At 49.3% G+C, this 26,945-nt stretch carries 23 protein-coding genes; 10 read left to right on the top strand and 13 right to left on the bottom strand.

Annotated elements, in window-relative coordinates:
* Positions 1-274 precede the first annotated feature (274 nt).
* The 8 genes from AC1TPC_RS04865 to leuC form a co-directional block, all read right to left on the bottom strand.
* Positions 275-3,934, bottom strand: coding sequence for a dynamin family protein (locus AC1TPC_RS04865; RefSeq protein WP_482065731.1), 3,660 nt, complete (start codon positions 3,932-3,934; stop codon positions 275-277).
* Between the two features lie 10 nt (positions 3,935-3,944).
* A complete protein-coding gene (locus tag AC1TPC_RS04860) occupies positions 3,945-4,217 on the bottom strand; it encodes a hypothetical protein (RefSeq protein WP_053376335.1) in 273 nt (90 codons plus the stop codon).
* Positions 4,218-4,222: 5 nt separating this feature from the next.
* Positions 4,223-4,918 (bottom strand): endonuclease III, encoded by a 696-nt coding sequence (nth, locus tag AC1TPC_RS04855; RefSeq protein ID WP_482065730.1) that lies wholly within the window; start codon positions 4,916-4,918, stop codon positions 4,223-4,225.
* Between the two features lie 163 nt (positions 4,919-5,081).
* The gene (locus AC1TPC_RS04850) at positions 5,082-7,565 is read right to left on the bottom strand and encodes an S-layer homology domain-containing protein (protein ID WP_482065729.1); all 2,484 of its coding nucleotides are present in this window, start codon (positions 7,563-7,565) and stop codon (positions 5,082-5,084) included.
* Between the two features lie 128 nt (positions 7,566-7,693).
* A complete protein-coding gene (locus AC1TPC_RS04845; RefSeq protein WP_482065728.1) occupies positions 7,694-8,275 on the bottom strand; it encodes a GerMN domain-containing protein in 582 nt (193 codons plus the stop codon).
* Between the two features lie 19 nt (positions 8,276-8,294).
* The gene (locus AC1TPC_RS04840; protein ID WP_482065727.1) at positions 8,295-9,704 is read right to left on the bottom strand and encodes an N-acetylmuramoyl-L-alanine amidase; all 1,410 of its coding nucleotides are present in this window, start codon (positions 9,702-9,704) and stop codon (positions 8,295-8,297) included.
* 157 nt (positions 9,705-9,861) lie between these two features.
* Positions 9,862-10,461, bottom strand: a complete 600-nt coding sequence (gene leuD / locus AC1TPC_RS04835; protein ID WP_482065726.1) for a 3-isopropylmalate dehydratase small subunit — start codon at positions 10,459-10,461, stop codon at positions 9,862-9,864.
* A 28-nt stretch (positions 10,462-10,489) separates the two neighbouring features.
* Complete coding sequence (gene leuC / locus AC1TPC_RS04830) at positions 10,490-11,905, bottom strand: 3-isopropylmalate dehydratase large subunit (protein WP_482065725.1); 1,416 nt, start codon at positions 11,903-11,905, stop codon at positions 10,490-10,492.
* Between the two features lie 163 nt (positions 11,906-12,068).
* Between leuC and AC1TPC_RS04825 the strand changes: the two genes are divergently transcribed.
* The gene (locus AC1TPC_RS04825) at positions 12,069-12,965 is read left to right on the top strand and encodes a LysR family transcriptional regulator (RefSeq protein WP_482065724.1); all 897 of its coding nucleotides are present in this window, start codon (positions 12,069-12,071) and stop codon (positions 12,963-12,965) included.
* Here the strand turns inward: AC1TPC_RS04825 and AC1TPC_RS04820 are convergent.
* Positions 12,962-13,762, bottom strand: coding sequence for a carbon-nitrogen family hydrolase (locus tag AC1TPC_RS04820; protein ID WP_482065723.1), 801 nt, complete (start codon positions 13,760-13,762; stop codon positions 12,962-12,964). The genes AC1TPC_RS04825 and AC1TPC_RS04820 overlap by 4 nt on opposite strands.
* A gap of 142 nt (positions 13,763-13,904) precedes the next feature.
* On the opposite strand from AC1TPC_RS04820, the gene AC1TPC_RS04815 reads away from it, so the two are divergent.
* From AC1TPC_RS04815 to mtnB, 8 genes are all read left to right on the top strand, one after another.
* On the top strand, positions 13,905-14,366 hold the full coding sequence (locus tag AC1TPC_RS04815; protein WP_482065722.1) for a hypothetical protein: 462 nt from the start codon (positions 13,905-13,907) through the stop codon (positions 14,364-14,366).
* A gap of 88 nt (positions 14,367-14,454) precedes the next feature.
* Positions 14,455-15,645, top strand: a complete 1,191-nt coding sequence (locus AC1TPC_RS04810; RefSeq protein WP_482065721.1) for an aminotransferase class I/II-fold pyridoxal phosphate-dependent enzyme — start codon at positions 14,455-14,457, stop codon at positions 15,643-15,645.
* 338 nt (positions 15,646-15,983) lie between these two features.
* On the top strand, positions 15,984-17,090 hold the full coding sequence (proB, locus tag AC1TPC_RS04805) for a glutamate 5-kinase (RefSeq protein WP_482065720.1): 1,107 nt from the start codon (positions 15,984-15,986) through the stop codon (positions 17,088-17,090).
* Positions 17,091-17,107: 17 nt separating this feature from the next.
* Positions 17,108-18,358 carry a glutamate-5-semialdehyde dehydrogenase gene (locus tag AC1TPC_RS04800; RefSeq protein ID WP_482065719.1) on the top strand — a complete coding sequence of 417 codons (1,251 nt, stop codon included), beginning with the start codon at positions 17,108-17,110 and terminating at the stop codon, positions 18,356-18,358.
* Between the two features lie 61 nt (positions 18,359-18,419).
* Positions 18,420-19,289, top strand: a complete 870-nt coding sequence (proC, locus tag AC1TPC_RS04795; RefSeq protein WP_482065718.1) for a pyrroline-5-carboxylate reductase — start codon at positions 18,420-18,422, stop codon at positions 19,287-19,289.
* Positions 19,286-20,515: a 2,3-diketo-5-methylthiopentyl-1-phosphate enolase gene (locus AC1TPC_RS04790; RefSeq protein WP_482065717.1), complete on the top strand. Its 1,230-nt coding sequence runs from the start codon at positions 19,286-19,288 to the stop codon at positions 20,513-20,515. Before proC ends, AC1TPC_RS04790 begins: the two co-directional genes overlap by 4 nt.
* Entirely contained in the window at positions 20,515-21,198 is a 684-nt protein-coding gene (locus tag AC1TPC_RS04785; protein ID WP_482065716.1) for a 2-hydroxy-3-keto-5-methylthiopentenyl-1-phosphate phosphatase, read from the top strand. The genes AC1TPC_RS04790 and AC1TPC_RS04785 overlap by 1 nt, the downstream gene beginning before the upstream one ends.
* On the top strand, positions 21,195-21,848 hold the full coding sequence (gene mtnB / locus AC1TPC_RS04780; protein ID WP_482065715.1) for a methylthioribulose 1-phosphate dehydratase: 654 nt from the start codon (positions 21,195-21,197) through the stop codon (positions 21,846-21,848). Before AC1TPC_RS04785 ends, mtnB begins: the two co-directional genes overlap by 4 nt.
* Before the next feature lie 344 nt (positions 21,849-22,192).
* Here the strand turns inward: mtnB and AC1TPC_RS04775 are convergent, their stop codons facing one another.
* Positions 22,193-22,744: a hypothetical protein gene (locus AC1TPC_RS04775; RefSeq protein WP_482065714.1), complete on the bottom strand. Its 552-nt coding sequence runs from the start codon at positions 22,742-22,744 to the stop codon at positions 22,193-22,195.
* A gap of 206 nt (positions 22,745-22,950) precedes the next feature.
* Between AC1TPC_RS04775 and AC1TPC_RS04770 the strand changes: the two genes are divergently transcribed.
* The gene (locus AC1TPC_RS04770; protein WP_482065974.1) at positions 22,951-23,970 is read left to right on the top strand and encodes a MerR family transcriptional regulator; all 1,020 of its coding nucleotides are present in this window, start codon (positions 22,951-22,953) and stop codon (positions 23,968-23,970) included.
* Between the two features lie 48 nt (positions 23,971-24,018).
* On the opposite strand, the gene AC1TPC_RS04765 is transcribed toward AC1TPC_RS04770, so the two are convergent.
* The 3 genes from AC1TPC_RS04765 to AC1TPC_RS04755 are packed head-to-tail and all read right to left on the bottom strand — an operon-like array spanning position 24,019 to position 26,808.
* Positions 24,019-24,699 (bottom strand): DnaD domain protein, encoded by a 681-nt coding sequence (locus AC1TPC_RS04765; RefSeq protein ID WP_482065713.1) that lies wholly within the window; start codon positions 24,697-24,699, stop codon positions 24,019-24,021.
* A 25-nt stretch (positions 24,700-24,724) separates the two neighbouring features.
* Positions 24,725-25,936, bottom strand: a complete 1,212-nt coding sequence (locus tag AC1TPC_RS04760) for an acetate/propionate family kinase (protein ID WP_482065712.1) — start codon at positions 25,934-25,936, stop codon at positions 24,725-24,727.
* Positions 25,936-26,808: a 3-hydroxyacyl-CoA dehydrogenase family protein gene (locus tag AC1TPC_RS04755; protein WP_482065711.1), complete on the bottom strand. Its 873-nt coding sequence runs from the start codon at positions 26,806-26,808 to the stop codon at positions 25,936-25,938. Before AC1TPC_RS04755 ends, AC1TPC_RS04760 begins: the two co-directional genes overlap by 1 nt.
* Positions 26,809-26,945: the final 137 nt, after the last annotated feature.

Raw genomic sequence — 26,945 nt, 5'->3', positions numbered from 1 at the left:
TATTTTGTAAGTATGAATGAATATTATCAGCATCGTGAAATGCGAGCAAACAGTATAAATATGCATATATGTGATAGAACCCGCTTAAATCCGCATTATGGAAATTGTAAACGGTTAATGCTCCCAATTGGTCCTAAATCATGACAAATATGTGCCTATTGCTCACTTTTTGCACGGAAACACACTAAAATAAAAAATGCTTTTGCAGGCGCGATTAGCACCGGCAAAAGCATTCAGCTAGTAATGCGATAGAACGATCGACATTCATTGACGATTAGAGATGAATCAATTGATTATAGAGCAGCTTGAGTTCAGTCGTATCCGCGTTTCCAGTCAGCGAGCTGCGCTTGCCGCTTTCGTATGCCAGCATATCCTCCTGCAGCTTGCCCCCAGCTTGAACCGCAGCCTGCTGCCAAATTTGCTCGTAAAGCGATGTCCAAAGCGCCGTTTGCTCGGCCATCCATCCATTTAGCGAAGGAGCAAGCAGCGTCTCAAGCTCTTTGCGAAGCAAGGACTTGCCCTCGCCTTCAAAAAATTGCCGAGGCGATTTAAAGCGGCTCCAAAGAAGCTTCGAATCGATCGCGTCTGCTTCCCATGCAGCAGGCTGCTCCGGTGTTGGCAAAGCAGATGCAACATAAGGGATTGCGCTGTAAGCGGCGATTGACGCCTCCAAGCGCTGCGCTGTGCTGAAGTACAGCTTCTGAAGCAGCGAATGAACGCCTCGCTCCATCCGCAAGGACGTGGCCAGCATCTCCTGCGAGAGCTCCAGCTGGACAAGCCGCTGCAGCTCAAGCCACGATGTCCAAATCGCTTTGCGCAAATCACGCCCATCATCCTGCAGCGACGCAGGGTTGAACGCAAGATTGTAAAACTCGCCAAAGCGATATTGAATACGCTGCACGACATAATACAAGAGCTCGCTCAGCTCCTGCTTAAGCTGCTCAGGCATAGCTCCCGACTGCAGCGCTCCGATCTCGCTCGTCGCATCGTTAACAGCCTGTTTAAGCGTACTTAGCTCCGCTTCCCTCGCTGCCGCATCGCCCTCAGCGCTTTGAAGCCAGCCTGCAACGGTTGCAGCCGCACGTTTCAAATCCTGCTCTGCTGCATCGATAGCAAGTCGACCGAGGTCGTTCTGAATAAAGGAAAGGAATGATTGCTCGAATTCCTCCATGCCAGAGCGTCCGAGCAGCTCAGCGTCGCCGCTAAGCTTGCCGTCAAGCGCCTGCAGGCTTGATACAGGGAATAGGCGCGGCGAGCGAATCGCATGCTGCAGCAGATTCGTTTCCACGTGCTTCAATACGCCGTCAAGCTCCTCTTGATCCGCTGCCAAATCGGCCGCGTTCACGAGGAAAAACATTTTGTCGAGCTCGAACTGATCCTTTACCCTGCCAAGCTGCATCAGAAACTGACGGTCGGCTTGGGAGAAGGCATGGTTGTAATAGGTTACGAACAGAACGGCATCCGCGTTCTTGATATAGTTGAAGGCTACGCCCGTATGTCTGGCATTAACCGAATCCGCGCCAGGCGTATCAACAAGTACGATGCCTTGCGCCGTTAGCGCGCAATCGTAGTGAAGCTCGATCTCGCTGACGAAGCAGGAACGGGATTCCTCTGCGACGTAGCGCTCATACTCCGCTTGGTCGACCGATAGCTGCTGACCCAGCAGCAGTTCATGCTCTGCCCAGCCTGCGCGGGCTGCGCGCAGGAAGCTAAAGTGCGGGCGGCCGCCAGCCCCGATGGAATCGGGGGTTAGACGGTCAATCGCCCGCATTAGGGCTGTGGCATCCGGCAGATGCTCGGTGCCGGCCTTCTCGCCGAGCAGCGCCAGGGAGTAGCGCAGGTCGTCTTCAATCGCGGCGCGCGTCTTCATGACGATGCGCGCTGTGCCGTGGCCGTGCTCCGCCGTAGGGGGCACGAGCCGGTTGATCGCGGCGGTCGTCGGATTAGGCGAAACCGGAAGCACCGGTTCGCCGATCAGCGCATTCGCCAGCGATGATTTGCCGGCGCTGAAGGCGCCGAACAAAGCGATGGTGAAGCGGCTGTCCTGCAGACGCTTTGCCTTATCGCGCATCGCATGCGCCGCAGAGGAAAGCGAAGCGTGCGGCGCCAGCAGCTCCGCTGCGCTCGTTAAGCGCGCAGCAGCGCTGTGCTGCTGCGCCAGCGCGGCTCCGCCAGCCAAGGCGCTCCGCCCTGCTGCCTCGCGCCTAGGCGCTGCTGCGCTGCCGCGTCCGCTTTCGCTCGCGAGCGCTTCCCGCGCCGCCGCCACAGCGCTGGCCGCGGACACACCCGCACCCGCACCAGCTGCGCGCGGTGCAGGCAAAGCCGGCCTAGCCGGCGCCTCAGGCATCGCTGCCGCCAGCCGCGACTCATGCTCATCAGCGCGCTTCGCAAGCGCAGACAGCGCACCAATAGCGCCAGCCTGCGCGCGAAGCGCCGCAAGCTGTGCCTGTGCCTCAGCGGCGGATGCTTCGCCTACCGCCGCCGCATGATCCGCCAGCGTATCGATCAGCTCAAGCGCCCGCTGGCGATAAACCGACTTCACATCCGCGGCTAGGTCGCGGCTGTACGTCATCGTATACTCGTTCCCGACGACGGCTCCAGCTTTAACCCGCGCCAGCAGCCATTCCGAATCCGGCAGCCAAGCAAGTGTCCGTGCGAGCTCTGCTTCCAGCCGCTCGCTGTCATACCCGATACGCTCTGCCTCCACGCGCAGCAGATGCTTCACATGCCAATCAATTGAAGCGCTGATTAAGCTGTTCAATTCGTCGCTGAACGCCTGCAGGCGCCTTTCCTGCTCCGCAGCCGTCTTCGCAGCCGCGAACAGCAGCCCCGCCTTAAAGCCGGGCTTGCGGCTCTCCAAAAACGTTTGAGCCAAATCACGCAGTCCAGCAGGCGTAATATTCGCATTATCGAGCAGCGTCTGCAGCTCCTTGCGAAGCTGCCCGCGATAAACTACTTTTTCATTTGCTATTTTGCCAATAAGCTTCTGCAAGCGGTCCATTTCACTTGTTACAAGGGCAGCAGCCTCTTCGCCGCCTGCTTCTTCGAGCAGCCGTTCCCGCTCAGGCTCCCGCTGCAGCTCGCTCCACTTCAAATGGCCCGCCGCGACATGGCGCAAGGAGGCATCTACGCTGTATACGCTCAGCGGCCCCCGAATCGTTTGAAGCAGCTCCAGCAGCTCCAGCAACGACTCCCATTCCTGCTCCGGATGTTCTGGCTCGCGCAACGACAAATAAACGATCCCCGCTGGCTCCAAATGCCAAGCGTGAAACGCATCTTGTACGCTTTGCCGATAGCTGGCGAAGGAGAGCTCGCGATCGCGGTGCTTATCAATCTGATTCACGATAAAGTATAGAGGCTTGCCCCAATCCTTCAACTGCTTTGCAAACGAAAAATTGATCTCCGATTGCACATGATTATAGTCCATCACATAAAACACGACGTCTGCAAGATGCAGCGCCGATTCCGTAGCCATTCGATGCGCGTCGTCGGTCGAGTCGATGCCAGGGGTATCGAGCAGCACGGTATGATCGCCCAGCAGCTCGCTAGGGTAAACGATAGATACCGATGTGAACTGTTCTCCGTCTACGCAATAGCGGTCCAGCTCATCGATTGGAACCTCCGCTTTTGTTGCTGCGCCGCCGCGAAGCGTCTCTACTGCCGCGTAAGCCCGATCGCCGCCGCGAATCGATACAACGTTGGCGCTGGTCGGAATGGGGCTTGACGGCAGCAGCTTCGCTGCGCATAAACGATTGATCAAGGTTGATTTGCCAGCCGAAAAATGTCCACAAAAAGCGACAGTAAGCCGACCTTCGGTCAGCTTACTGTTTAGCTCCTGTGCTTGCTTGGCATGTATGGCATCTCCTGCGGCTTCCATCAAGCCTGCTGCCTCGGATATAGCTCTTTCTATGCTTTGCACCGTTGATTCTGTCATTAGCTTCTCCTTAAACGGCTTGCTCTTCTTCAGACGGCAGGCAAATTTCAAATACGTTGCCATGCTGCAAAATCATAATGTTGCGCTCTTTATCTCTCATCACGACAACCTCTGGCTTTACGCGCATACGCTCGATGTACTGTTCAGGCACGTCGCCGGAGCCGCTCACTGTAATGCCTTCCACTACTAGATCTTCGTTCTCCTCCGGCGGAGACTCAAGCACCTGCTCGTAAATATCGGAAAAAAGCTCAAAATTGTTTGTGTAAACGGAAATACAGTTCATTTTCATCATCCTTCATTGGCTATTTTAGGTTTTATACTCTTATTTTTTGTTTTAAAGCCTGGCTTCATACGTTGTTTTCCTTCTTTGCACAAATCAAGCAGCGGACAAATCGGACACTGCGGGCTTTGCGCTTTGCAATGATAGCGGCCAAAGAAGATAAGCCTATGGTGAGTCAAGGTCCACTCCTCGCGCGGCACGAGCTTCATCAGCTTCTTCTCAACCTCCAGCACCGTATCCTCCTGCTTGGCGAACCCAAGCCTCTTCGACACGCGATCCACATGCGTATCAACGGCAATGGCTGGAACGCCAAAGGCGTTGGACATGACGACGTTAGCTGTCTTGCGGCCTACGCCTGGAAGCTCAGTCAAGCCCTCATGGCTCTCCGGCACTTCTCCGCCATACTTATCGATGACGATGCGGCATAGCTTTTGTATATTGGAAGCTTTGCTGCGAAACAAACCGATTCGGCGAATGTCTTGCTCAAGCTCCTCCAGCGGTACGCTCAAATAATCCTCGGGACTCTTATATTTCTCGAATAAAGACACCGTCACTTTATTGACCGTTTCATCCGTGCATTGCGCCGACAGCAGAACCGCTATCGTAAGCTCGAACGGATTGCTATGATTAAGCTCGCAGTGCGCATCTGGAAACATGTCCGCAATGATGTCCAGTACATGACGCATTTTCTGTTTCGCGCTCATCGTCCTCTCCCCTAATCAAACACTATCGTTCAAAGTGTAGCGAAATTTGTCACGCTTCGCAACCGTAATCAAGCATATTCTATAAAAAAACTGCCCCTAAGGGCAGTTTTTTCACAAAAAATAAATATCTCGGGCTGTTATCGCCGCATTTTTACGTATTTCTTTATTTGACGATTGCAATCACATTGTTTCTAAAGCTGTAAATCGTAATCTTGTCTCCTGCTTTAAAAGCCGTTACCGCAGCCGCATTTCCGTTCACGATATATTTGGTGTTGCTCATGACATTAAAATAATTGCGGTTATCCGTCGTTGATGTAATTTCCGTCCAAATTTGAGCTGTAGTCGAATTGTAGCTTGTAAATACGCGGCTCTCGCCGATCGCAGCCGTAATTTGAGTTTTGACGCCATCCGGCTTCTGAATCTCAACATAATCACCTACAGCCAGCAGGCTTGTTGCATTGCCTAGAGAAGTTCCCTTGATGATCTGAAAGCCTGCATCGCCATTAAAAGCTAAGGTTTGACCTGCAAGATCCACGATCGTCACGCTGTTTGCTGTAATGGACTGTATCTTGCCAAAAGTAACAGGTACTACTCTTGCTGATATCGCTTGTTTTCCGATATAGCTTACAGTGATCATTGAGCCTGGGGCAACTTGGTCCACAGTCAGCTTAGCGCCTACTTCGTTCACCAGCTCTGTACTGAGTACTGACAAATCAAAAGCTGGAGTCGCAGCATTTTTAATACGAAGTCTTTTGTATACCGTATCGATAGATAAAACCTCATACTGCGTATTCGAATGAACCTTAATTGTGGACACTCGATCCTGCGTGCTGCCTAATTCAAGCGTAAGCTTATCACCCGCTTTTAAATCACTATAGCCTGCATTATTAATAGCTGAATGTTCTACCGTAGCGGTGTTGTAAGGAACAGAAATTGAAGCACCGCCATCCAATTTCACCGTCATCAAATTGGAGTTGGCATTCAAAGAGACAAAAGTACCTACATACTTCGTTACGAATTGAAGCGATATAATCGAGTTGCCTGTGTAACTAATAACGATCTTACGGTTTTGCGTCAATAGGCTGCTTGCAGAAGCCAATGTTAACGTGCTGCCATTGTACTCAATCTTTGTCTTATCTGTAAAATACAACGCTTGGGCGTTGCTGCCTTCCGCGTCAAGGACGGTCAGCAGTTTTTTATCATAAAGAAAACCTGCTATTTGTGCTCCTGCAATCATTTTTACATTGCGCTTCGCAACTTTTACTTTCGTAACCTGATCCTTATCATCAAAGGTAACCTCAACTTCATCGGCTCCCTTGATCAGATCTTGAACGGACGCGCCTACTACACCATCTATTTCTACGGCAACCGTTTCAGCCATAAATTTAGATACAAGCTCGGAGTCTGTCTTAATCGTGATGAGCTCGCCGTCAGTCCCATAGAACGTGCCGCTCGCTTTTGTCGTTGACGCTTGCGGGGCAGCAACAATTTTAATGGCCAGCGGCGTTTCACGGAAATTGTCCTGGACGATGCTGATTTGACTGTCTCTCTTAATTGCGCTTAATGAGAGAGCATTGCCTTCCGTGTCAGCAACCGTTAGCGAGTCGTTATAAAAAACTTCAACCGGCTTATTGTCTATCCAAATAAATATTTTTTTCTCAGCTGCAATTAGTCGATCAAGCGTTCCCGTAATGGTTTTTGTATATTGCTTGTCGCCTTTCACTTCCACGTATTTCGCTTTGCCGTCTTTGGCAATGACCGTTACATCGCCATACTCTACCAATTGCTGCTTCGTAATCGGTGTCTCTTTATCGGCATGATAGAATAGCGTATCTGCATCAATGGTGTAGCTTGTTTCCTTCTTATCGCTATAGATCGCAATTGATGAATCCGTAATATGGGAAGCGATTCCGGTTGCTTGTCCTTCATAAGCTACTGAAAATAGCTTTTCTGCGCGAGAGAACATCGTTGCAAGACTCGCCCGGTTCACATTCACTTTCGGTTCGAATTTTGCCGGCGTTACGCCTTTGACAAGATCAAGCTTTAAAGCCGCATTCACATATCCTTTATAAATCGAACTAATTTGTGAATGATCGGAGAAGGAAGAATCTGTATTCTGAAGCTGCACCGCTTCCTCATCCTTCTCGATCGCACGAACCAGCAGCTTTGTTACCCATTCGCGGGAGGCTGGCTTCGTGCCCCAAGCTACTTTAGAATCCTTCGCAGCGAGCTCGAACTCCTCTTTCTGATCGAGCAAGCCTTCCTCGAAGGCAAGCGTCACATACGCTTTAAAGAAATTGCTGACAGCAAAGGAAGTCGGAAAGCCGATATTCTCGCTTTGATCCGCTTTTTTATCCAAGCCAGCAAAGCGCAGCGCCATGAGCACTGCTTCCTGTTGGCTTACATTTTCGCTTGGACGGAAGACGAAAGAGCCGCTGGTCGTTGTGTACCCTTCAATAATTCCTTGCAAAGCAAGCTTTGCGATATGCTTCTCAGCCCAGTGGCCGCTGCTGATGTCTTTAAATGGTGTTGAAAGTATGGAGGTCGCAGCACTAATCTGCGAAGGAATGATTACACCGCTGCCAGCAACCAGCGAAAAAGCCAGTGCTCCGATTAAGATCTTTTTGCTTGCAAATTGCAATGTCATAGAACAATATTCCCCCTGAGCGTTTATAATGATTCATGCAGAAACGACTTCGCTAACCTTATGCAGGGGCGGAGCCGTTTCCGAAATAAATATAATGAGTTGAACAATCTGCTTTGTAGCACATAACGCTATTGGTTGCTTGCCGCTTCTTCTCGCTTCATTGGATGCTCTAATTCAACATGTCCCATTAGCGTTTCGATCTTCCCGCCATCAACCAGCAGCTCAATGGCTTGTACAAAATTGAATTGGAACAATGTTTTTTGGAGCGTCTCCAAAACCAGCTGCTCGCCAGGAGCTCCAAGGCGTGCCTCGTCCGGCAAATGAATATCGAGCGTAACAAGTCCATCAGCTAGTTCTACGGATTTAATTTCAATAGGTTTCCATAATACCAGTTCATGCTCGCCTGCATCCTTTTGCAATTCAGCAAGCGTTGCCTTTACTAAATCAATATCCTCTTCATAAGACAGCTTAACGGAATGCTCAACTGTTTCACTAAGCTCAACATCGGTTAAGTAAATGGTAGCTTCGCGTTCGTTTAAAGCCGGTGTTGGCTCTGGAGAAGGCGTTGCCGTTGGTGCTATTGTACTCCCCGGGTTATTATCCGGCTTGTTTTCGGGGTTATTTTCTGGCTTGTCCTGTACACCACAGCCTACAATCGCAGCAGATAAAATGATGACAGCAAGCAGCCCGCGTGCTTTGAAATTTTTCATTACACTGAACACCTGCTTTCTATTTTACGTTTAAGTACTCTATTATTCCTGCTACTAATTCTGCAGCGATACGGTTCTGAGCTGCATCGTTAAAAAGGATTTTTGCATCGGAGGTGTTGGATAAAAATCCGGCTTCAATTAATACGGCAGGCATAGTGGTTTGCTTAATCACTTTATAAGCTTCCTTCTTGACTCCGCGGTCTTTAATGCCAGTTCCCGCTATCAAATGCTTATGCATGACATTAGCAAGCGACTTGCTGTTTTCCCGGTAATAGTATGTTTCGGCGCCGGATGCTGAACTTCCTCCGCTATTGGCATGAATGGACAAAAACAAATCTGCCTTCAGGTTCTCTGCAAATTTTATGCGGTCATCCAAGGAAGGATATGTATCGCCCGTTCTCGTAAAATGCACCTTGATTTTGCTTTCTTTCTCAAGCAGCGCCTTCATTTTCAAACCAACACTTAAATTAAATTCTTTCTCCCATTTGTTCAATACGCTTTTCGCGCCAGGGTCCGAGCCCCCATGACCAGGATCGATAACGACGTCAAATACGTCATTGGAAGCTGGCGGATTTACAATCGGAGCGTTAGGATCGGCTGGAACATCCGAAATGGCCATAAAGCTCATTTGGATTTTCCCTAAATCTTCTGTCAGGACATAGCCCGCGTTTTCACCGATTTCAATAACCAATCTTGCTGTTTCCGGCGAGCTTGAAAATAAGGAGTAACGGAACTTTTGCAAATAGGTGCTGTCTGATACATTAACCTCAATTTGACCGCTCAGAAGCTGTGTAGCCAAATCCGTAGAATATGCTGTGTTCGGAAAATCAAATACGACACGCTTCGGATTTTCGAGCAGCATCGGCTTGTTCGCTTTGACGACGCCTTCATAATTAATCGTCAAGCTGCCGCCGCCATCATAAGCTACCTCTGAAATCCAACCTGCAGTTTGGTCGGTTACAGGAGGCACTGTCGGATCTGTCGGATCTGTAGGCTCCGTCGACTGTTCATACATATGTACTTCCTTCTCGGTAGCTTTCCACTCAAAATTGAGGCCAAACTGCTCGCCTATAAATCGAAGTGGAACTAATGTCGTGCCTTTAATGATTGATGCAGTGGTATCCATTTGTACCATTTGGTCATTTACCATCGCCACTTTGTCATTCAGCTTTAGCTTTATAACATCATTGCCATGATTGACCGTCGCTGTTTTGGCCGTATTATCCCAAGAAATTTGAAAGCCTAAGCCCTCTGAAACCGTCCGCACAGGAACAACTGTCGCATTGTTTATGATTTGCGGATTGACATCAGTTTTTAACAGCTGGCCATTCAGAAAAAGCTTTGGGACGACCTCTGCAGCTTGTCCTACAGAAGCGAACATCGTGAATAAGACCGACATAAACAACAACATGGATACAGATTTCTTCATTTCCCACCTCGATGACTGGAATTGCCCGCATCGAATGAGTGCATTCGACTTTAACAGACTAAATTATAGACGCAGCTTGTCAGAAAAAGTTGCGTGAAAAGGAAAAAAGAGGACGATCCGCCTATACCGGCTGGATCGTCCTCTTTGCTTCATTAAGTTAGCCTAAGCGAGCTGCATGCTTCTGCTCGTATGCCGTAATTTTGTCTTCATGTTGAAGAGTCAAGCCGATATCGTCAAGGCCTTGCAGCAAAAATTGACGACGGTGCTCATCAAGGTCAAAGTCGATCGTTAAGCCATGCTCATCGGAAAGCTGTTTGTTTTCCAAATCAACAGCAAGCTTGTAGCCATCGTGCTTAGCCGTGCGCTGGAAGATCTCTTCCACTTGCTCTTCGCTTAGCTTGATTGGCAAAATGCCGTTTTTGAAGCAGTTGTTGTAGAAAATGTCCGCATAAGACGGAGCGATGATGACTTTGTAGCCATAGTCAAGAATGGCCCAAGGCGCATGCTCACGGGAAGATCCACAGCCGAAGTTCGCACGGGATACGAGTACAGAAGCGCCCTCGTAGCGTGGTTTGTTCGGTTCGAACTCCGCGTTCACATCACCGTTCTCGTGAAAACGCCATTCAAAGAATAGAAACTGGCCGAAGCCGCTGCGCTCAATGCGCTTCAAAAATTGTTTAGGTATGATTGCATCAGTGTCGACATTGACCCGGTCGACCGGGGCGACGATGCCTGTAAGTTGTTTAAACGGTTCCATATCGGTTATACCCCTCTCTCGCGTTCAATTAGTTCAACACTTCGGATTTAATTTCCCAATCGCGTACGTCTGTGAAATGACCTTTAATCGCTGCAGCAACTGCCATAGCAGGAGAAACAAGGTGCGTACGTCCGCCGCGGCCTTGACGGCCTTCGAAGTTACGGTTGGAAGTCGATGCGCAGCGCTCGCCCGGTTTCAATACATCCGGATTCATCGCAAGGCACATGGAGCAGCCAGCGTCACGCCATTCAAAGCCTGCCTCTGAAAAAATTTTGTCCAAGCCCTCTTTCTCGGCTTGAATTTTTACGCGGCCTGAGCCTGGAACGACGATAGCCGTTACGCGGTCGCTAACTTTGTAGCCTCTTGCGATTTCAGCTGCTGCGCGCAAATCTTCAATACGGCCATTCGTACATGAACCGATAAATACATAATCAATTGCGATTTCGTTCATTGGCGTACCTGGCTTCAAATCCATGTACTCAAGAGCGGCTTCCGCAGCTTTACGCTCATTCTCTGTTGGAAGATCAGCAGGGAATGGAACTTTAGCTGTAATGTTTGTTCCCATACCCGGGCTAGTTCCCCAAGTCACTTGCGGGATTAGAGCGTCTACATCGAAGTGAACGACAGTGTCGTACTCTGCGCCTTCGTCAGTAGTAAGCTGTTTCCAAGCTTCAACCGATTCGTCGTAGTTAGCCGGCGCATATTGACGACCGCGAAGATATTCAAAAGTTGTTTCGTCCGGAGCGATAAGGCCTGCGCGAGCGCCTGCTTCGATAGACATGTTGCAAACGGTCATACGCTCTTCCATCGTCAAGCTTGTGATCGCTTCGCCAGTAAACTCAATGACGTAGCCTGTTGCAAAATCCGTTCCATATTGCGCGATTACGCCAAGAATCAAATCCTTCGCTGTTACGCCCGGCTTGCGAGTGCCGTTGAAGCGAACCTCAAGCGTCTTCGCTTTCGATTGCTGCAAGCATTGCGTAGCCATAACGTGCTCAACCTCGCTCGTACCGATACCGAACGCCAAAGCGCCGAATGCACCGTGAGTAGAAGTATGGCTGTCGCCGCAAACGATCGTTTTGCCTGGGTGCGTAAGTCCGAGCTCAGGGCCCATAACGTGAACGACACCTTGGTCGATGCTGTCTAGATCAAATAGCTTTACGCCGAAATCTTTACAGTTTTGCGTGAGCGTGTCGATTTGCTGCTTCGAGATCGGATCTGTAATGTTGAAGCGATCCTTCGTTGGTACGTTATGATCCATCGTAGCGAAAGTAAGGTCCGGACGACGTACTTTGCGCCCCGACAGGCGCAAGCCTTCAAACGCTTGCGGCGACGTTACTTCGTGAACGAGCTGCAAATCGATATAAATAACACTTGGCTTGCCTTCTTCTTGATGAATGACGTGATTTTCCCAAATCTTCTCAAACATTGTCTTTTTCGTCATTATATTCACCCCATCGTTTCATTAAATCTTCTGCTTTTCTTAACTGAACCTACTATAGCATTTCTTTCTTCATTGATCCAAGATATAATATCTATAACGACTATAGGTAATAACTATAATGGAAGTTTCGTTGATCTCGAATAAGTATAGAAGGGAAATAAATATGGAATTAAGACAATTAAATTATGTCATCCAAATCGCCTTGGAGAAAAACTTTTCTCGCGCTGCGGAGAAGCTGCATATTGCACAGCCCTCTCTGAGCCAGCAGCTGTCTAAGCTAGAACAAGAAATTGGCGTGCTGCTCTTTCGCCGAACGACCAATTCCGTTGAACTGACACAGGCCGGTCAAGTATTTGTCGACAAGTCGCAAGCTATTCTAGATGCCGTCGAGCAGCTCAAGCAAGAGATGGACGATATGGCGCAAATGCGGCGGGGTCGCCTTGTCGTAGGCACGCTGCCCATTACAGGCTCGCATATCCTGCCGTTAGTCCTTCCGGTCTTCGGCGCGCAATACCCGCAAATCGAGGTTGTACTTGTCGAGGATACGACAGCCAAGCTGGAGCAGCTTACAGCGAGCGGCGGAACGGATTTAAGCCTGCTGTCCCTGCCTCTCATCGACAGCTCGCTAAGCTATGAGCCTTTCTTGGAGGAAGAAATTTGCTTGGCCGTCCCTCCCCAGCATCCGCTTGCTAAGCGCGTGGATCCAATCGATATCTCAGAGCTGCAAGAGGAACCGTTCATAGGACTCAAGCGCGGTCAAGGCTTCCGCCAAATTACGGTTGATTTATGCGAGCAGTCAGGCTTTTCTCCGCAGATCGTGTTCGAGAGCAGCAACATTGAAACGATACAATCGCTTGTAGCCGGCGGTATGGGAATTGCCTTTGTCCCGCAAATGCTGACGCGAATCAAAGGCTCTGAATTTGCGCCCGCTTATTTGCCGTTAAAGTCAAAACCGACTAGGACGCTGGTGGTCGCCAGCCGGAAGGGACGCTATCTATCGAAAGCTGCCGATGCCTTTATCCGTACATTGAACAAGACGGTCAGCAGCATCCATAATTAAGCCTCATATATAGAAGGTCTACGATCTTCAAATACCGGAATTTTCGAACGAACCGAATCAACTAATGACAGATCAATATCCGCATAAAGAATCGTTTCCTCTTCGCCGGCTTCCGCAATCGTCTCTCCCCAAGGGTCAAGGACGAGCGAGTGTCCGAAGAAATGAGCATCGCCGCTTTTGCCCATTCGGTTGCAAGCAATAACGAACATTTGATTTTCGATGGCGCGTGCTGTAAGCAGCGTACGCCAGTGATGAAGGCGCGGATGCGGCCATTCTGCGGGTACGAACAGCAGCTTGGCTCCGCCCAGCGCAAGCTTCCTTGCAAGCTCCGGGAACCGAATATCGTAGCAAATCATCATCCCTGCGTCTGCGCCTTCGATTTCAAGCCTCCCCAGCTTTTCCCCTGCTGCCAAATATTTCTCTTCATCCATAAGACGGAATAAATGAATTTTGGAATAGTCGGCTACGACGTTGCCTTCGCGATCGAAGGCATAAATCGTATTAAGCACTTTATCTTTCTTCAGTTCCGCGATCGAGCCACCAATAATGTGAACGTTATGCTTTTTGCTGAATGCAGACAAAAAGGCTTTCGTTCTTTCTCCTTCATGATCTGCTATCGACTGGATTTCTGTTAATGCATACCCCGTATTCCACATTTCCGGAAACATAATGATATCCGGCTTAGGCAAAGCGCTAACTGCTTCCTCCAGCATGCTCGCCAGCTTCGCGAAGTTCGCTTCTGGATTTCCCGCCTCTATATGCATTTGCAGCAGTGCAAGCCGCAATTGATTACTCATCTGCCATTCCTCCAGTATACCTTTTTCATCTAAAATAATTGCTTATTTTCCCTAATGATACCCTGTCATGGTTCTGTGTCAAGATGGGAAACGTAACAACAAGTTCTTTACCACATTACAATAGAGAAGGAGAATGTCTGTTATGCTTCCAAAACGAATAGCCGCGATACTTGTGTCATGCTGCTCGCTTTTTCTGTTTGCTCATGTTGCTGCCGCCCATCCTGCCCATGTCGCACCCAGCTCTGAGGTTGGTCTCAAGCCTGTACAGGTATTCGATGTAGCTGCCGGCAAAGTGATCAAAACGATCCCGAATGATGCAGAGTATCAATCCTTAGCAGGTTCATGGATCGGCTCCATTACGGGACTCGCACCCCAATTGACAAGCGACGAAAGCTGCAGCTATGTATATCGGGTACCGCTTGAGAAGGCCGTGACGATTAAAACGGGGGACATTACGGTTACTTCCGATGATCTGTTTTTATTTTACTGCAAAGACAAACCGCCGCTGCTGCTCGTATTTGACGAGAAGCGCAGACCGTATTTGTTCTTGTTCAAGGCAGATATCAAACCGTTTATTAAAAAGATCGGCGTTCCCGCTACTTAGGGCATAATGCTTCTCATCTCCCCACATTCGTGCTACATTAAAGCTATTGTCTAACTAGATAGCGATTTTTCATGTGGAGTGTGAGGGAATGGAAACACAAATCGGGCAACACCTTATTCAACCTGCAGATCGGATGAATGGACTTCCGACGCAATTTTTTGCCAAGCTGGTCGCCAAAGCGAATGCCCAAACGGCCAAGGGACGCGATGTCATCAATTTGGGACAAGGCAATCCGGATCAGCCGACCCCTCCCCATATTGTTGCGAAGCTGCAGGAAGCTGCTGCTAATCCGCTTTACCATAAGTATCCGCCGTTTAGCGGCTACCCTTTTCTCAAGGAAGCTGTTGCTAAGCGTTACAAAGAAGATTATAACGTAGATGTAGATCCAACGACTGAAGTTGCCATTTTGTTTGGCGGCAAAACTGGACTTGTCGAAATAAGCCAGTGCCTTCTGAATCCCGGCGATGTATGTCTTGTGCCAGATCCCGGCTATCCGGATTATTGGTCGGGCGTCGCGCTTGCGGGAGCCGAAATGGCCTTTATGCCATTAACGGACAAAAACGACTATTTGCCGGATTACGATGCCATAAGTCCAGAGCTCGCTGAACGAGCCAAGCTGATGTTCATGAACTACCCGAACAATCCGACAGGCGCAGTCGCGAATGCTGCATTTTATGCGGAAACGGTGGAGTTCGCCAAAAAGCACGGCATTGTCGTAGCAAGCGATTTCGCTTACGGCGCTATTGGCTTCGATGGAAATAAGCCGTTAAGCTTTCTTCAAACGCCAGGCGCTAAGGAAGTTGGCGTAGAATTTTATACGCTATCCAAAACCTATAATATGGCTGGCTGGCGCGTAGGCTTTGCGATTGGCAATTCAGAAATCGTCAAGCTTATTAACTTAATACAGGATCATTACTACTGCAGCTTATTTGGCGGTATTCAAGAGGCTGCCGCACTTGCTTTGACCGGCCCGCAGCAATGCGTAACCGAGCTTAAAGCAATGTATGAACGCCGTCGCGATGCTTTATTCGCCGCGCTTGATCGTATTGGCTGGAAAGCCGCTCGTCCGGGAGGCTCTTTCTTCTGCTGGCTGCCCGTAGCCGAAGGCTTCACCTCTGAATCGTTTGCCGATTTGCTGCTGCAGGAGGCAGACGTCGTGGTTGCTCCAGGCGTAGGGTTCGGGACGCATGGCGAGGGGTTTGTTCGTCTCGGCTTGCTTACGAATGAAGCACGCTTAGAGGAAGCGGTCGAGCGGATCGGAAAGCTGAATTTATTTTAGTACAAATCGGCCATTTGACTTTCTTTACAGCGGCATTGGATCGTGATATGCTTGTAGGAATTGAACATGAAACGTGATGACGGGACAATTAAGCAAGATGGGTCGCGATCAGAGAGTAAATTCCATGGGCTGCGAGAATTTACCGAAGGCCGCTTGCTGAACCTACCTCCGAGCGGCCGGCGATGAGCCGGACAGCGCCTTCTGTTACAGGCTTAAGCTGGACGATCCTACTTGTAGAGATCGTCAACAAAGGTGGTACCGCGGAAGCTAAGACTTTCGTCCTTTATGGACGGAAGTCTTTTTTGTTGTCACGAAACAAGCATAGGATGGGATTAACAATGACAGAACGTATAGTCGTAAAAATTGGCAGCAGCTCGCTCACGTCTGAGGAAGGCGGCTTAAACCGCGAACGCATTCAGTATTTCGCTTCGGAACTCGCGATGCTTCACCAAAGAGGCAGCAGCGTGATGCTCGTGACATCCGGCGCAGTCGCAGCAGGTTTTCGTCAAATCGGTTATAGCGTTAAGCCGAAGATAGTGCATGAGAAGCAAGCCGCGGCCGCAGTCGGTCAAGCGCTGCTTATGCAGGCATATCAGGAAGCTTTCGGCGGATACGGCATCGTAGCCGCACAGATATTGCTGACGCGGGCTGACTTCTCCAATCGCCGCCGCATCCAAAATGCGCTGATGACAATTGAAGAGCTTTTGCGTCTTGGCATCATCCCGATCATCAACGAAAATGATACGGTTGCAACAGACGAGCTTATCCTTAAATTTGGAGACAACGACAACTTATCCGCACTAGTCGCGGCCATGACGAAAGCTGCCCAGCTTGTGATCATTACCGATATGGACGGCTTGTACACCGAAGATCCGCGCAAAAACCCGCAAGCGGTCAAAATCGAGCGCGTTGACCAAATTTCCGACGATATTATGAAGCTTGCTGGCGGCGCTGGCTCCTCAGTCGGCACAGGCGGCATGCGATCCAAAATCGAAGCTGCGCGGATTGCCATGCGAGGCGGCGTGCATGCCTTTATCGGAAAAGTGCAGAAGGAAGGTGATTTGGCACTCGCCGTTGAAGGAAATGGCCGCGGCACCTATTTCGATACGAAGCTGAACAGCCTGCCGATGAAGAAGCAGTGGCTTGGCTTTCATTCGATGCCGCAAGGCAAGGTTGCCGTCGACGATGGCGCAGTGAACGCTCTGCTTGAAGGCGGCAAGAGTCTCCTGCCCGCTGGCGTTACGGATGTTCAAGGCGAGTTTCTGCCTGGCGACGTTGTTGAAGTTACCAATCGCCATGGCGAAACGCTTGGCCGCGGCGTCGTGAATTACGCCGCTTGGCAAATTCAAGCGGTTGCCGGTCTGACCACGGAGGAAGTGAAGCGCAGGGTCGACGTTTCCCGTATCGAATTTATTCATCGCGACGAATGGATTACATTGAAATAATAAGGAGGCTTCCTATTATGACCAGCGAAGTTAGACAGAAAGCAATATTAGCACAGGATGCAGCAGCCATTATGAATCGATTGACGACAGACCAAAAAAATACAGCGCTTATACATATGGCTGACGCCCTGCTCGCCGAGCAAGCTGCCATTATTTCCGCAAATGAGCTTGATTTGCAGCGCGGACGCGAGCAAGGCACAAGCCCTTCCCTGCTCGACCGACTCGCGCTTAATAGCGACCGTGTAGCCGCAATTGCTGAAGGACTTAGGCAAATCGTAGAGCTGCCAGACCCTGTCGGCGAGCTGCTTGAGCATTTTGACCGTCCAAATGGGCTGAAGGTTGAAAAAGTAAGAGTGCCGCTCGGTGTTATAGGCATGATCTATGAGGCGCGTCCGAACGTAACCGTCGATGCGGCTGGCCTTTGCTTAAAAACAGGCAACAGCGTCGTCCTTCGCGGTGGATCGGCAGCAATCGAATCGAATCGCAAAATTGTAGAGGTACTCAAACATGCACTTGCCGCAACAGCTATGCCAGCCGATGCCATTCAGCTTATCGAGGATTCGGATCGCGCTTCGGTTAACGAAATGCTGAAGCTCAACGGTCTGCTCGACGTTGTTATTCCGCGGGGCGGCGCATCGCTTATTCGCAACGTAGTTGAAAATGCAACGGTCCCAGTCATCGAAACAGGCGCTGGCATTTGCCATACATTTGTGGATGCAAGCGCCGATTACAATATGGCTGTCGAAATTGCCTTTAATGCAAAGGTACAGCGCCCTTCTGTATGCAACTCCCTGGAAACTCTGCTTGTTGAGGAATCTTTTGCCGATAAGCATCTTTCACAGCTTGCTGATCGCTTCATTCAGGCTGGGGTTGAGCTTCGCGGCTGCGAGAGAACCGTTGCTCTGATTTCTGGCGCCAAGCTTGCTACGGATGAGGATTATAGCACAGAATATAATGACTATATTATGAATATACGTGTCGTTCCGCATCTTGACGCTGCTCTTGCTCATATCCGGCGCTTCGGCACCAAGCATTCCGAATGTATCGTAACGGAAAATGCGCAGCATGCTGACCGTTTTATTCAAGAAATTGATGCTGCAGCCGTTTATCATAATGCCTCCACCCGCTTCACCGACGGCTTCGAATTCGGCTTCGGTGCGGAAATCGGCATTAGCACGCAAAAGCTGCACGCACGCGGACCAATGGGCTTGCCTGCCCTGACTTCGACTAAATACCGGATTTATGGGACTGGTCAAATACGAGGTTAATGCTGCATGCACAACGGCAAGCTAAATAAAATTCAAAATGAAATGACGGAGGTATACAACAATGACCCTACTGACACAAGCTGGCATTGCCAGTCTGCAAATCTGCTTCTATGGCGCCGGATCGATGGCCGAGGCGATCGCACGAGGATTAATAAACAAAAAGCTGGTTGAACCAAGCCGCATCTCCATGCTTAATCGGCAAAATGAAGAGCGACTTAACGAGCTTAATGAGACTTATGGCGTACAAACGATCGTTCAAGGCTCAAGCAACGAAGCTTACTTGCGTGAAGCGGATATTATCTTTTTGGCGATGAAGCCGAAGGATGCAGCCGCTGCTATCGCTTTTATTCAGCCTTTGGTTTCGCCAAAGCAGCTCATTATTTCGGTAATCGCAGGCTTGTCCATTAACGCAATCGAGAAGCTTCTTGGCGGGAAAGGTGCAGTTGTCCGGGCAATGCCGAACACTTCAAGCACGATAGGTCTTGGAGCTACCGGGATCAGCTACTCGAAGAGCGTAACTTCGCAGCAGCAAATCGTAACGGAGGCGATCTTCAGCTCCATCGGCATCAATGCCGTCGTTGATGAATCGCTGCAGCAGGCCATAACCGGCGTGTCCGGAAGCGGACCTGCCTATGTGTATTTTTTCATGGAATCCATGATTGCATCTGCTATCGAGCTTGGCATCTCCGAGGCTTCGGCTAAAGAGCTAGTCGTTCAAACTGTTCTTGGTGCGGCGGAGATGGTCCGATACACTGGCGAAGAGCCTGCAGAGCTGCGCCGTAAAGTATCATCGCCTAACGGCACGACGCAAGCTGCCATTGAGCTGATGGCCGAGAACCATTTCCTAGAAACGATCAATAAGGGCGTAAAACGCTCTGCCGAACGCGCAGGCGAGCTCGGAGCAGATATTGAGAGGAGCATTACGGAATGAACGGAGTATGTATCGCAACCTATCGTTCCTATGACGATAAAGCCGATTTTAACAAAAAGGCGCTTTCGATAGCAGTCGGCTTGACGGTTGGCAGCTGGACAGAGCTTCCCGAAGCGCAAAAAGCGGATATGGAGAAGCATCTTGGCAAAGTGCTGTCCGTTAACGTGCACGAGCCGGAAAACGCATTCCCAGGCGAGCGTTATGCTGACATTCGGATCGCTTATCCTGACATTAACTTCAGCCGCGATCTGCCTGCCCTTCTCGTTACCGTGTTCGGCAAGCTCTCGATGGATGGCAAAATCAAGCTGCTTGACCTCGATGTATCGGAGGATTTTGCTTCTGCTTTCCCTGGACCGAAATTCGGCCTAAACGGTGTTCGCGATCTGCTTGGCGTTGCGGAACGGCCGCTTCTGATGAGTATTTTCAAATCGGTTGTCGGGTACGATCTTGCAAATCTGCAGGATCAATTCTATAAACAAGCGCTTGGCGGCGTTGATCTGATCAAGGATGATGAGATTCTGTTTGAAAATCCGCTTACGCCGCTTGAGAAGCGTGTTGAAGCTTGTATGGACGCCGCACGCCGCGCGGAAGCGGAAACGGGCCAGAAGCTGCTCTATGCGGTTAATTTGACCGGACCTACGTCTCAGCTTGCCGCGAATGCACGCAAAGCAATAAACGCTGGAGCCAACGCTTTATTGTTCAACGTTCTTGCATATGGCTACGATGTGCTTCACGAGCTTAGCAGCGACAAAACGATAAATGTACCAATTGCAGCGCATCCCGCAATGGCTGGCGCTATGTACCCATCGCCGCATTACGGCATTAGCGCCTCGCTCCTGCTTGGGAAGCTCATGCGTCTAGCAGGTGCAGATCTCGTCTTGTTTCCGTCCCCTTACGGCTCAGTCGTAATGCCGAAGGAAGAAAATTTGGCAGTTAAGGATGCTTTGCTTGAGCCGCTGCATGGCCTGCGGACCAGCTTTCCCGTACCGTCTGCGGGTATTCATCCCGGTCTTGTTCCGCTTATTCTAAAAGATTTCGGTACAGATGTAGTCGTTAATGCCGGCGGCGGCATCCACGGCCACCCTATGGGCACGGCTGCCGGTGGACAAGCCTTCCGTCAAGCTATCGCTGCTGCATTAAACAACGTGCCGCTTCGCGAAGCAGCAGCACAATCAGGCAATGAAGCGCTGCAAGCGGCTATAAATGCTTGGGGGATCAAAGAGTAATGAGTGCCATCAATTCAACTAAGAAACTCATCGTGTTCTGTGATTTTGACGGCACGATTACTGTTAATGACAACATCATCGCTATCATTAAACATTTTAACCCAGAAGGCTGGGAGAAGATTGCTGAGCAAACGATTTCGCAGGAGCTGACGATCAAAGATGGTGTCGGACAATTATTCCGCCTTCTCCCTGCTTCCATGCAAAAGGAAGTCATTGCATTCAGTATATCCAACGCGCGGATTCGGGAAGGATTCAGTGATTTTCTTGCTTTTTGCAAAGAGCAGGAGATTGAATTTTTCGTTACGAGCGGCGGCATCGACTTTTTTGTTTATCCGATTCTTGAACAGTTCGGCATTCCAAGTGATCATATCTATTGCAATGGCAGCGACTTTAGCAGCGAGAGAATCGAAATATTGTGGCCAAATCCATGCGATGAGCACTGCAGCAACGATTGCGGCATGTGCAAAACGACCATTATGCGCCGCTTTCCGGCCGATCAATACGAGCGGATTATTATCGGTGACAGCGTAACTGATTTTGAAGGTGCAAAGCTCGCTGACGTTGTGTTCTCACGTTCCCATCTGACCGTGAAATGCAAGGAGCTTGGGCTTGTGCATCATGAATATGAAAATTTCCATGACATTATCCAATTTATGAATGCTGAAAGGACGACTTCGAAATGAGCTTTCAACAAATCGCCTTAGAAGATAAACAACGTGCGCTTTCCGAGCTTCGCGACGTAAAGGAGTTATTCGCCTCGCGCGGCTGGTTTCCAGGAACAAGCGGCAATCTATCGATTCGTGTCGGTGATTTCAAGCCCGATGATTTTCAATTCGCAGTTACGGCAAGCGGCAAGGATAAAACCGTTCATACGCCAGAAGACTATTTGTTCGTTGACCAAGACGGCAAGCCTTGCGAGGCTACTCGCCTCAAGCCATCGGCAGAAACGCTTATCCATTGCGAAATCTACAAGCTGACTGGCGCAGGCGCCATTTTTCACGTTCACACCGTCTTCAACAGCGTTATCTCTGAATATTTCTGGGATCGCAAGTCAGTTCCGGTTGACGGCGTTGAGCTCATTAAAGGCTTTAACATCTGGGACGAGGAAGCGCATATCGATATTCCAATCGTCTCCAACTTCGCTCACATCCCTTCTATCGTACCTGAAGTTACGGACCGCATCATTCCTAACATCCCAGGCATCTTGCTGCGCAAGCACGGCATTTATGCTTGGGGCGCCAATGCTTTTGAAGCAAAACGCCACCTTGAAGCGTTTGAGTTTATTTTTGAGTATGTATACCGTTTGGAGCTGCTGCAGCGCGGCAATCGCTAATTTTTCAGAACAATACTAGTAGTAAAACAGGCGTCTCATCAGCAGGTTTGGTGATGGGACGCCTGTTTTTTTATAACTGCTGCAATCCAAATAACCCCTTCTGGCTGCAGAACAAAGTAACTCACCTGCTCAACAAAGCAACACACTGCACAAACTACAATAGAAACCTTACATGACTCACAAATTGAAGAGCTGCGTTGCAGAAACGCAGCAGAACCCGCTCATTAGTAGTATACGAGGCTGCTTTAAGGGATTCTGTTGCACAAATTGCAACGTTTATCGAGCAGCTAAGCTACCGTCCAAACATTGCATCATCGTCATCATCGCACTGTCGCTAGCCATTTTCACTCTTTTACAATTGAATCTTTGCTCTCTATTTCAACTATTTCAACAAATTGCTGCGGACAAGATCGAATATAGGAGGCGATTAGCTTCAACGAATGAGGAGCGACTTTTAGGAAACGCTCAAATAAATGATTCACAGCGCTTAGCAGTTCATCATCACGATCCACATCGCTTAGCGCAGCGGCACTCCATTGCAAGCCTAGCTTGGCATTTCGCGCCCCAAGAACTTTTTTCGTGTCCTCAAGCAATTCAAGCATAGGTGCATCACCAAAGAATCGAAGCCCACCTGTTACTCCAGACCAGTAACTCGGCTTATCCAGCAAATACGATATCCAGGCATAATACTCACTTCTCGAATGTTTGGCATGATCATACATCACTCTGAACATGCACAACGCCTGCTGTCCCAACGTGAGCTGGGAGATTGCAGCCGTTTTAACTGAAGCATCTTTTCCACGAATTTGTTGAAAAGTAGGCTCCATGCATGCCCATCCCAATCTTTCAACATCCAATGAATCGAATTCCTTCTTTCCAATTGCAACTAATGTCATTCAATCTCTCCTTTTCCATTAACTAACTTCCTGAAATCCTATGCATAATTGAGGTCTTACACCGATGTCACTCAAAAGAATACGACAGAAATAATCAGTTGTAAATAAAAGGATATTCATTATTAAGCTCGCTCAGTATAATTACATATTGACTTTGACGTAACGGAAATGTTCATAATGGCATGAGGGGGTTGATCGGTTTGAAGGTGCATGAGGCTGCCAAGCAGCTCGGCGTTACGCCGCGCACGCTGCGGTTTTACGAAGAAAAAGGGCTAATTAGTCCTAACAAAGCTTTAGAAAATAATTATCGATCCTACTCCGATGGAGATCTTATTCGGCTTCGCTGGATTATTTCGCTGCGAGAGCTGGGGATGCCTATAGCGGCAATTCAAGAGGCGCTATCTGTCTTGCATCAGCCGGAAGCCTTTATACGCAAAGTTGACGGAGCACGTGCCCAATTGTATGAACAATGGATTACGACGACTAAATCGCTCCAAGCACTAGACGAAACGATCATGGCATGGCAGAGAGGCGGCGAAGCCATTCTTACGCAGGCGGAGAGCGCTGCCGAGGAAATGAAGCATAACCGCATTCTGCGAGCGTCCTGGAGCGATCAGTGGAATTATGATGAACTGGCGCTCAGCTACGGCTACAACGCGCCAATGGTGTCGCTTGAAGGTGTACTGTCAGAAGAGCAATATCACCAAACGCTCTTAAAAACAGTCGAATGGCTGGATCCTCGGGCAGAAGAGCTTGGCCTCGAATTAGGAGCAGGCAGCGGAAACCTATCCGTACTATTAGCTTCAGTCTGCTCAAGGCTAACCGTCGTAGAGCAATCAGCAGAAATGCTCGCGATACTGAGAGAGAGGCTGCCTCAAATCGATGCGAAGCAGGGCAATTTACTCGCCCTTCCATTAGCTGCTCAAAGCTATGCCTTTATTGGATGCAGCTTCGCCATGCACCATTTGACTCCATCCCAGCAGCAGCTGGCTTTGGAAGAGATGGACAGAGTGCTTCTAAACGGTGGGCGTCTTGTCATTAGTGGACTAATGGCCCAGTACAATGAATGTCAGTCTGATTCGAACAATCAGCTCTCCGCTTTCCCTGCCAACTGGACGCCAATCTTTGCTTCAGCTCTTGTTCACTGGCTTGAAGAAAGAGGATATTTAACGGTTACCAACAGCATAAGTCCGAGTTCATGTCTCCTATATGCCAGCAAGCCATAATTCTGCTCATGGATCATATATTCCAATAAAAAAGCTAAGCCTCATGGCTTAGCCTCTTCCTCCGCGAAACTTTTGCGCATGAGCGCGCGCCTCATCGGCATTCGTCACCCGATTGCGGCTCCATTCAATCAATATCCGGTCAATGTATCGCAAGCTTAGCTTGCCGGCGAAGACCGCTTCTTTGAGCGCAAAACGAATGATTTCATCGGTATAACGATCATGGTCAAGCCAGCCGGAAATCGTCTCGCATTCAATTGGGGACAATAGTCTCCCAAACTCTTGCTCGAAAACGCTAAATAAATCCGATGATGACACGGCTTGCGGCTTCAATGGCTGACGCTCAGCCTTCTTCGTCTCCCGCTTCTGCTCCGCTGTCAAAGCAGCAGCTTTCAGCAGCCAGCCCGTCCAATTGTAGCGCTCCGACTGCATGCCTGTCCCGATGTCGACATATTCATCAATCGTCAGAAAATCATCCTTCATGAGCCGCCCAAGCATTTGGCCAACCTCTCGGCCCGTCAGCCCCATCCGATCTGCCAGCTCCTCCGGCGTCGGAAAATCATTCCTATCCGCTTCCATATATACCATGATTTGAAGCAGCAGCATCGCCTCAGAGTCCGACAAATCAAGCTGGCGGTATGTGCGCAGGAGCATCGCAGATACATGAACGCCGCCCTCCTGCAATGCAGCGGCCATTCCATGCGAATACGCCTTCCATATCTCGTTGTTCACTGCCGGCTGCCTCCTATACTAACCTTTATGACAAGTTCGCTTGGCGAACAAGATTGTACGTGTCTCTCGCGATTAACAGCTCTTCGTTAGTAGGAACGACAAGCACTTTTACGCGTGAGCTGTCCTTAGTAATTTCACGCGCATCCTTGCGGCGTTCAGCGTTGCGTTCTTCATCAAGCTCAATTCCGAGGAATGAAATGCCTTCGCATATTTCTTTGCGCAAAGCTGCTGAATTCTCGCCGACGCCAGCTGTAAACACGATGGTGTCCACGCCGTTCATCGCGGCAGCATAAGCGCCGATATATTTTTTCACCCGATAAGCATACATGTCGAAAGCGAGCCTCGCATTCTTATCACCGTCAAGCATCGCCTCGGTAACCTCGCGCATGTCGCTGCTTATACCGGAAATAGCCAGCATCCCGCTATGTTTGTTAAGCATAGAATTAACTTCATTTAATGTCAATTCTTCTTTATTCATCACGAATGGCACAATTGCCGGATCGATATCGCCGCTTCTCGTACCCATCATTAGCCCTTCCAATGGAGTCATGCCCATGCTCGTATCAAATGATTTTCCGTCTAAAATAGCCGCTAAGCTTGCGCCATTTCCGATATGGCAAGTAATCATTTTGAGCGATTTCAACGGTTTCTTTAAATAATCAGCAGCCTGAGCGCTTACATAAGAATGCGAGGTGCCATGAAAGCCATATCTCCGAATTTTGTGACGGCGGTACAATACCGTCGGGATCGGATACAAATAGGACGTGTTCGGCATCGTCTGGTGAAATGCCGTATCGAATACGACTGCTTGAGGAACATTAGGAAGATTCGTTTCTACCGCAGTAATCCCCATCATATGCGCAGGATTATGCAGCGGAGCAAGATCGAACAGCCTGCGAATTTCAAGCTTTACATCCTGCGTAACAAGCACCGAGTTGCTGAATACTTCACCGCCGTGAACGACGCGATGGCCAACGGCATCAATTTCATTCAAATGGCTGATAGCACCAAACTCTGGATGCGTCAGCATATCCACTACGCGCTTAACCGCGGTAACATGATCCAATATTTCACTTACATGGCGCACCTCGGGCTTGTCGATTGGTTCATGCGTGACGATGGAGGAATCCATCCCGATGCGCTCTACTCTGCCGCTCGCAAGCACCGATTCATCCCGCATGTCGTAGAGCTGATATTTTAACGAGGAGCTTCCTGCATTGATGACTAATACTTTCATTAGATCCGATCCCCATCCTTATCGTATTTGAAGAAGCCTACGCCAGACTTGACGCCAAGATGCCCGGCACGGACCATTTTTTTCAGCACGATGGATGGACGGTATTTAAGCTCGCCATACTCGCGGAACATACGGTCCAGCGCTGCCAGCACAGAATCAAGGCCAAAGCGGTCGCACATTTCAAATGGACCATGCTGGAACGAATAGCCGATCCGCATTGCATTGTCAATATCCTCCGCAGATGCAACGCCCTCCTCAAGCACATGCAGCGCTTCATTAATGAATAAGCAGATGAGGCGCGACGTTACGAAGCCCGGGGATTCGAATACCATGACACCTTTTTTGTTAATAACCTCTTCTACAAAATGCTTCGTATGTATAAAGGTTTCCTCTGATGTCTTCAGACCTCGAACAATTTCAACCAGATCGATTTTGAATACCGGATAGATAAAGTGCATGCCAATAACACGTTCAGGGTGCTTCGTTACACTGGCAAGCTCCGTCAGGCTCAGCGTAGACGTATTGCTTGCAAGAATAACAGCAGGTCCGCATATATGGTCGATATGCTCGAATACCGCTTTTTTCAATTCCAAATCCTCTGTTATCGTTTCAATGACAAGCTCGCACTCGGCTAATCGATCATAGCTGGTTGTTGCCTCAATTTTATTCATGATCAGCTTCTTCTCGGATTTCGTGAGCGCCCACTTCTCGATTTGCTTATCCAGACTTAATTCTATCATTTGTTTACCATACTCAAGACGCTCATCCGAGTGCTCGATGATGATAACATCCAATCCTTTCGAAGCAAGCATCTCTGCAATGCCTTGCCCCATTGTTCCTACCCCAACCACGCCTACTGTTTTTATATGCAATGTAATAGCTCCTTTAAAATGGTGAGTTTGCCTCGTAAAGTAAAAGCATTCTCTGCAAATATAGTTCAACCTTATTATAACGGTTTTCATCAAAAAAAGAAGGCGGACAGACACTCCGCCTTCAAATTGTAATATTG

The sequence above is a fragment of the Paenibacillus sp. Y280 genome (assembly GCF_056786335.1).
This window is presented reverse-complemented; position numbering and strand designations above follow the sequence as displayed.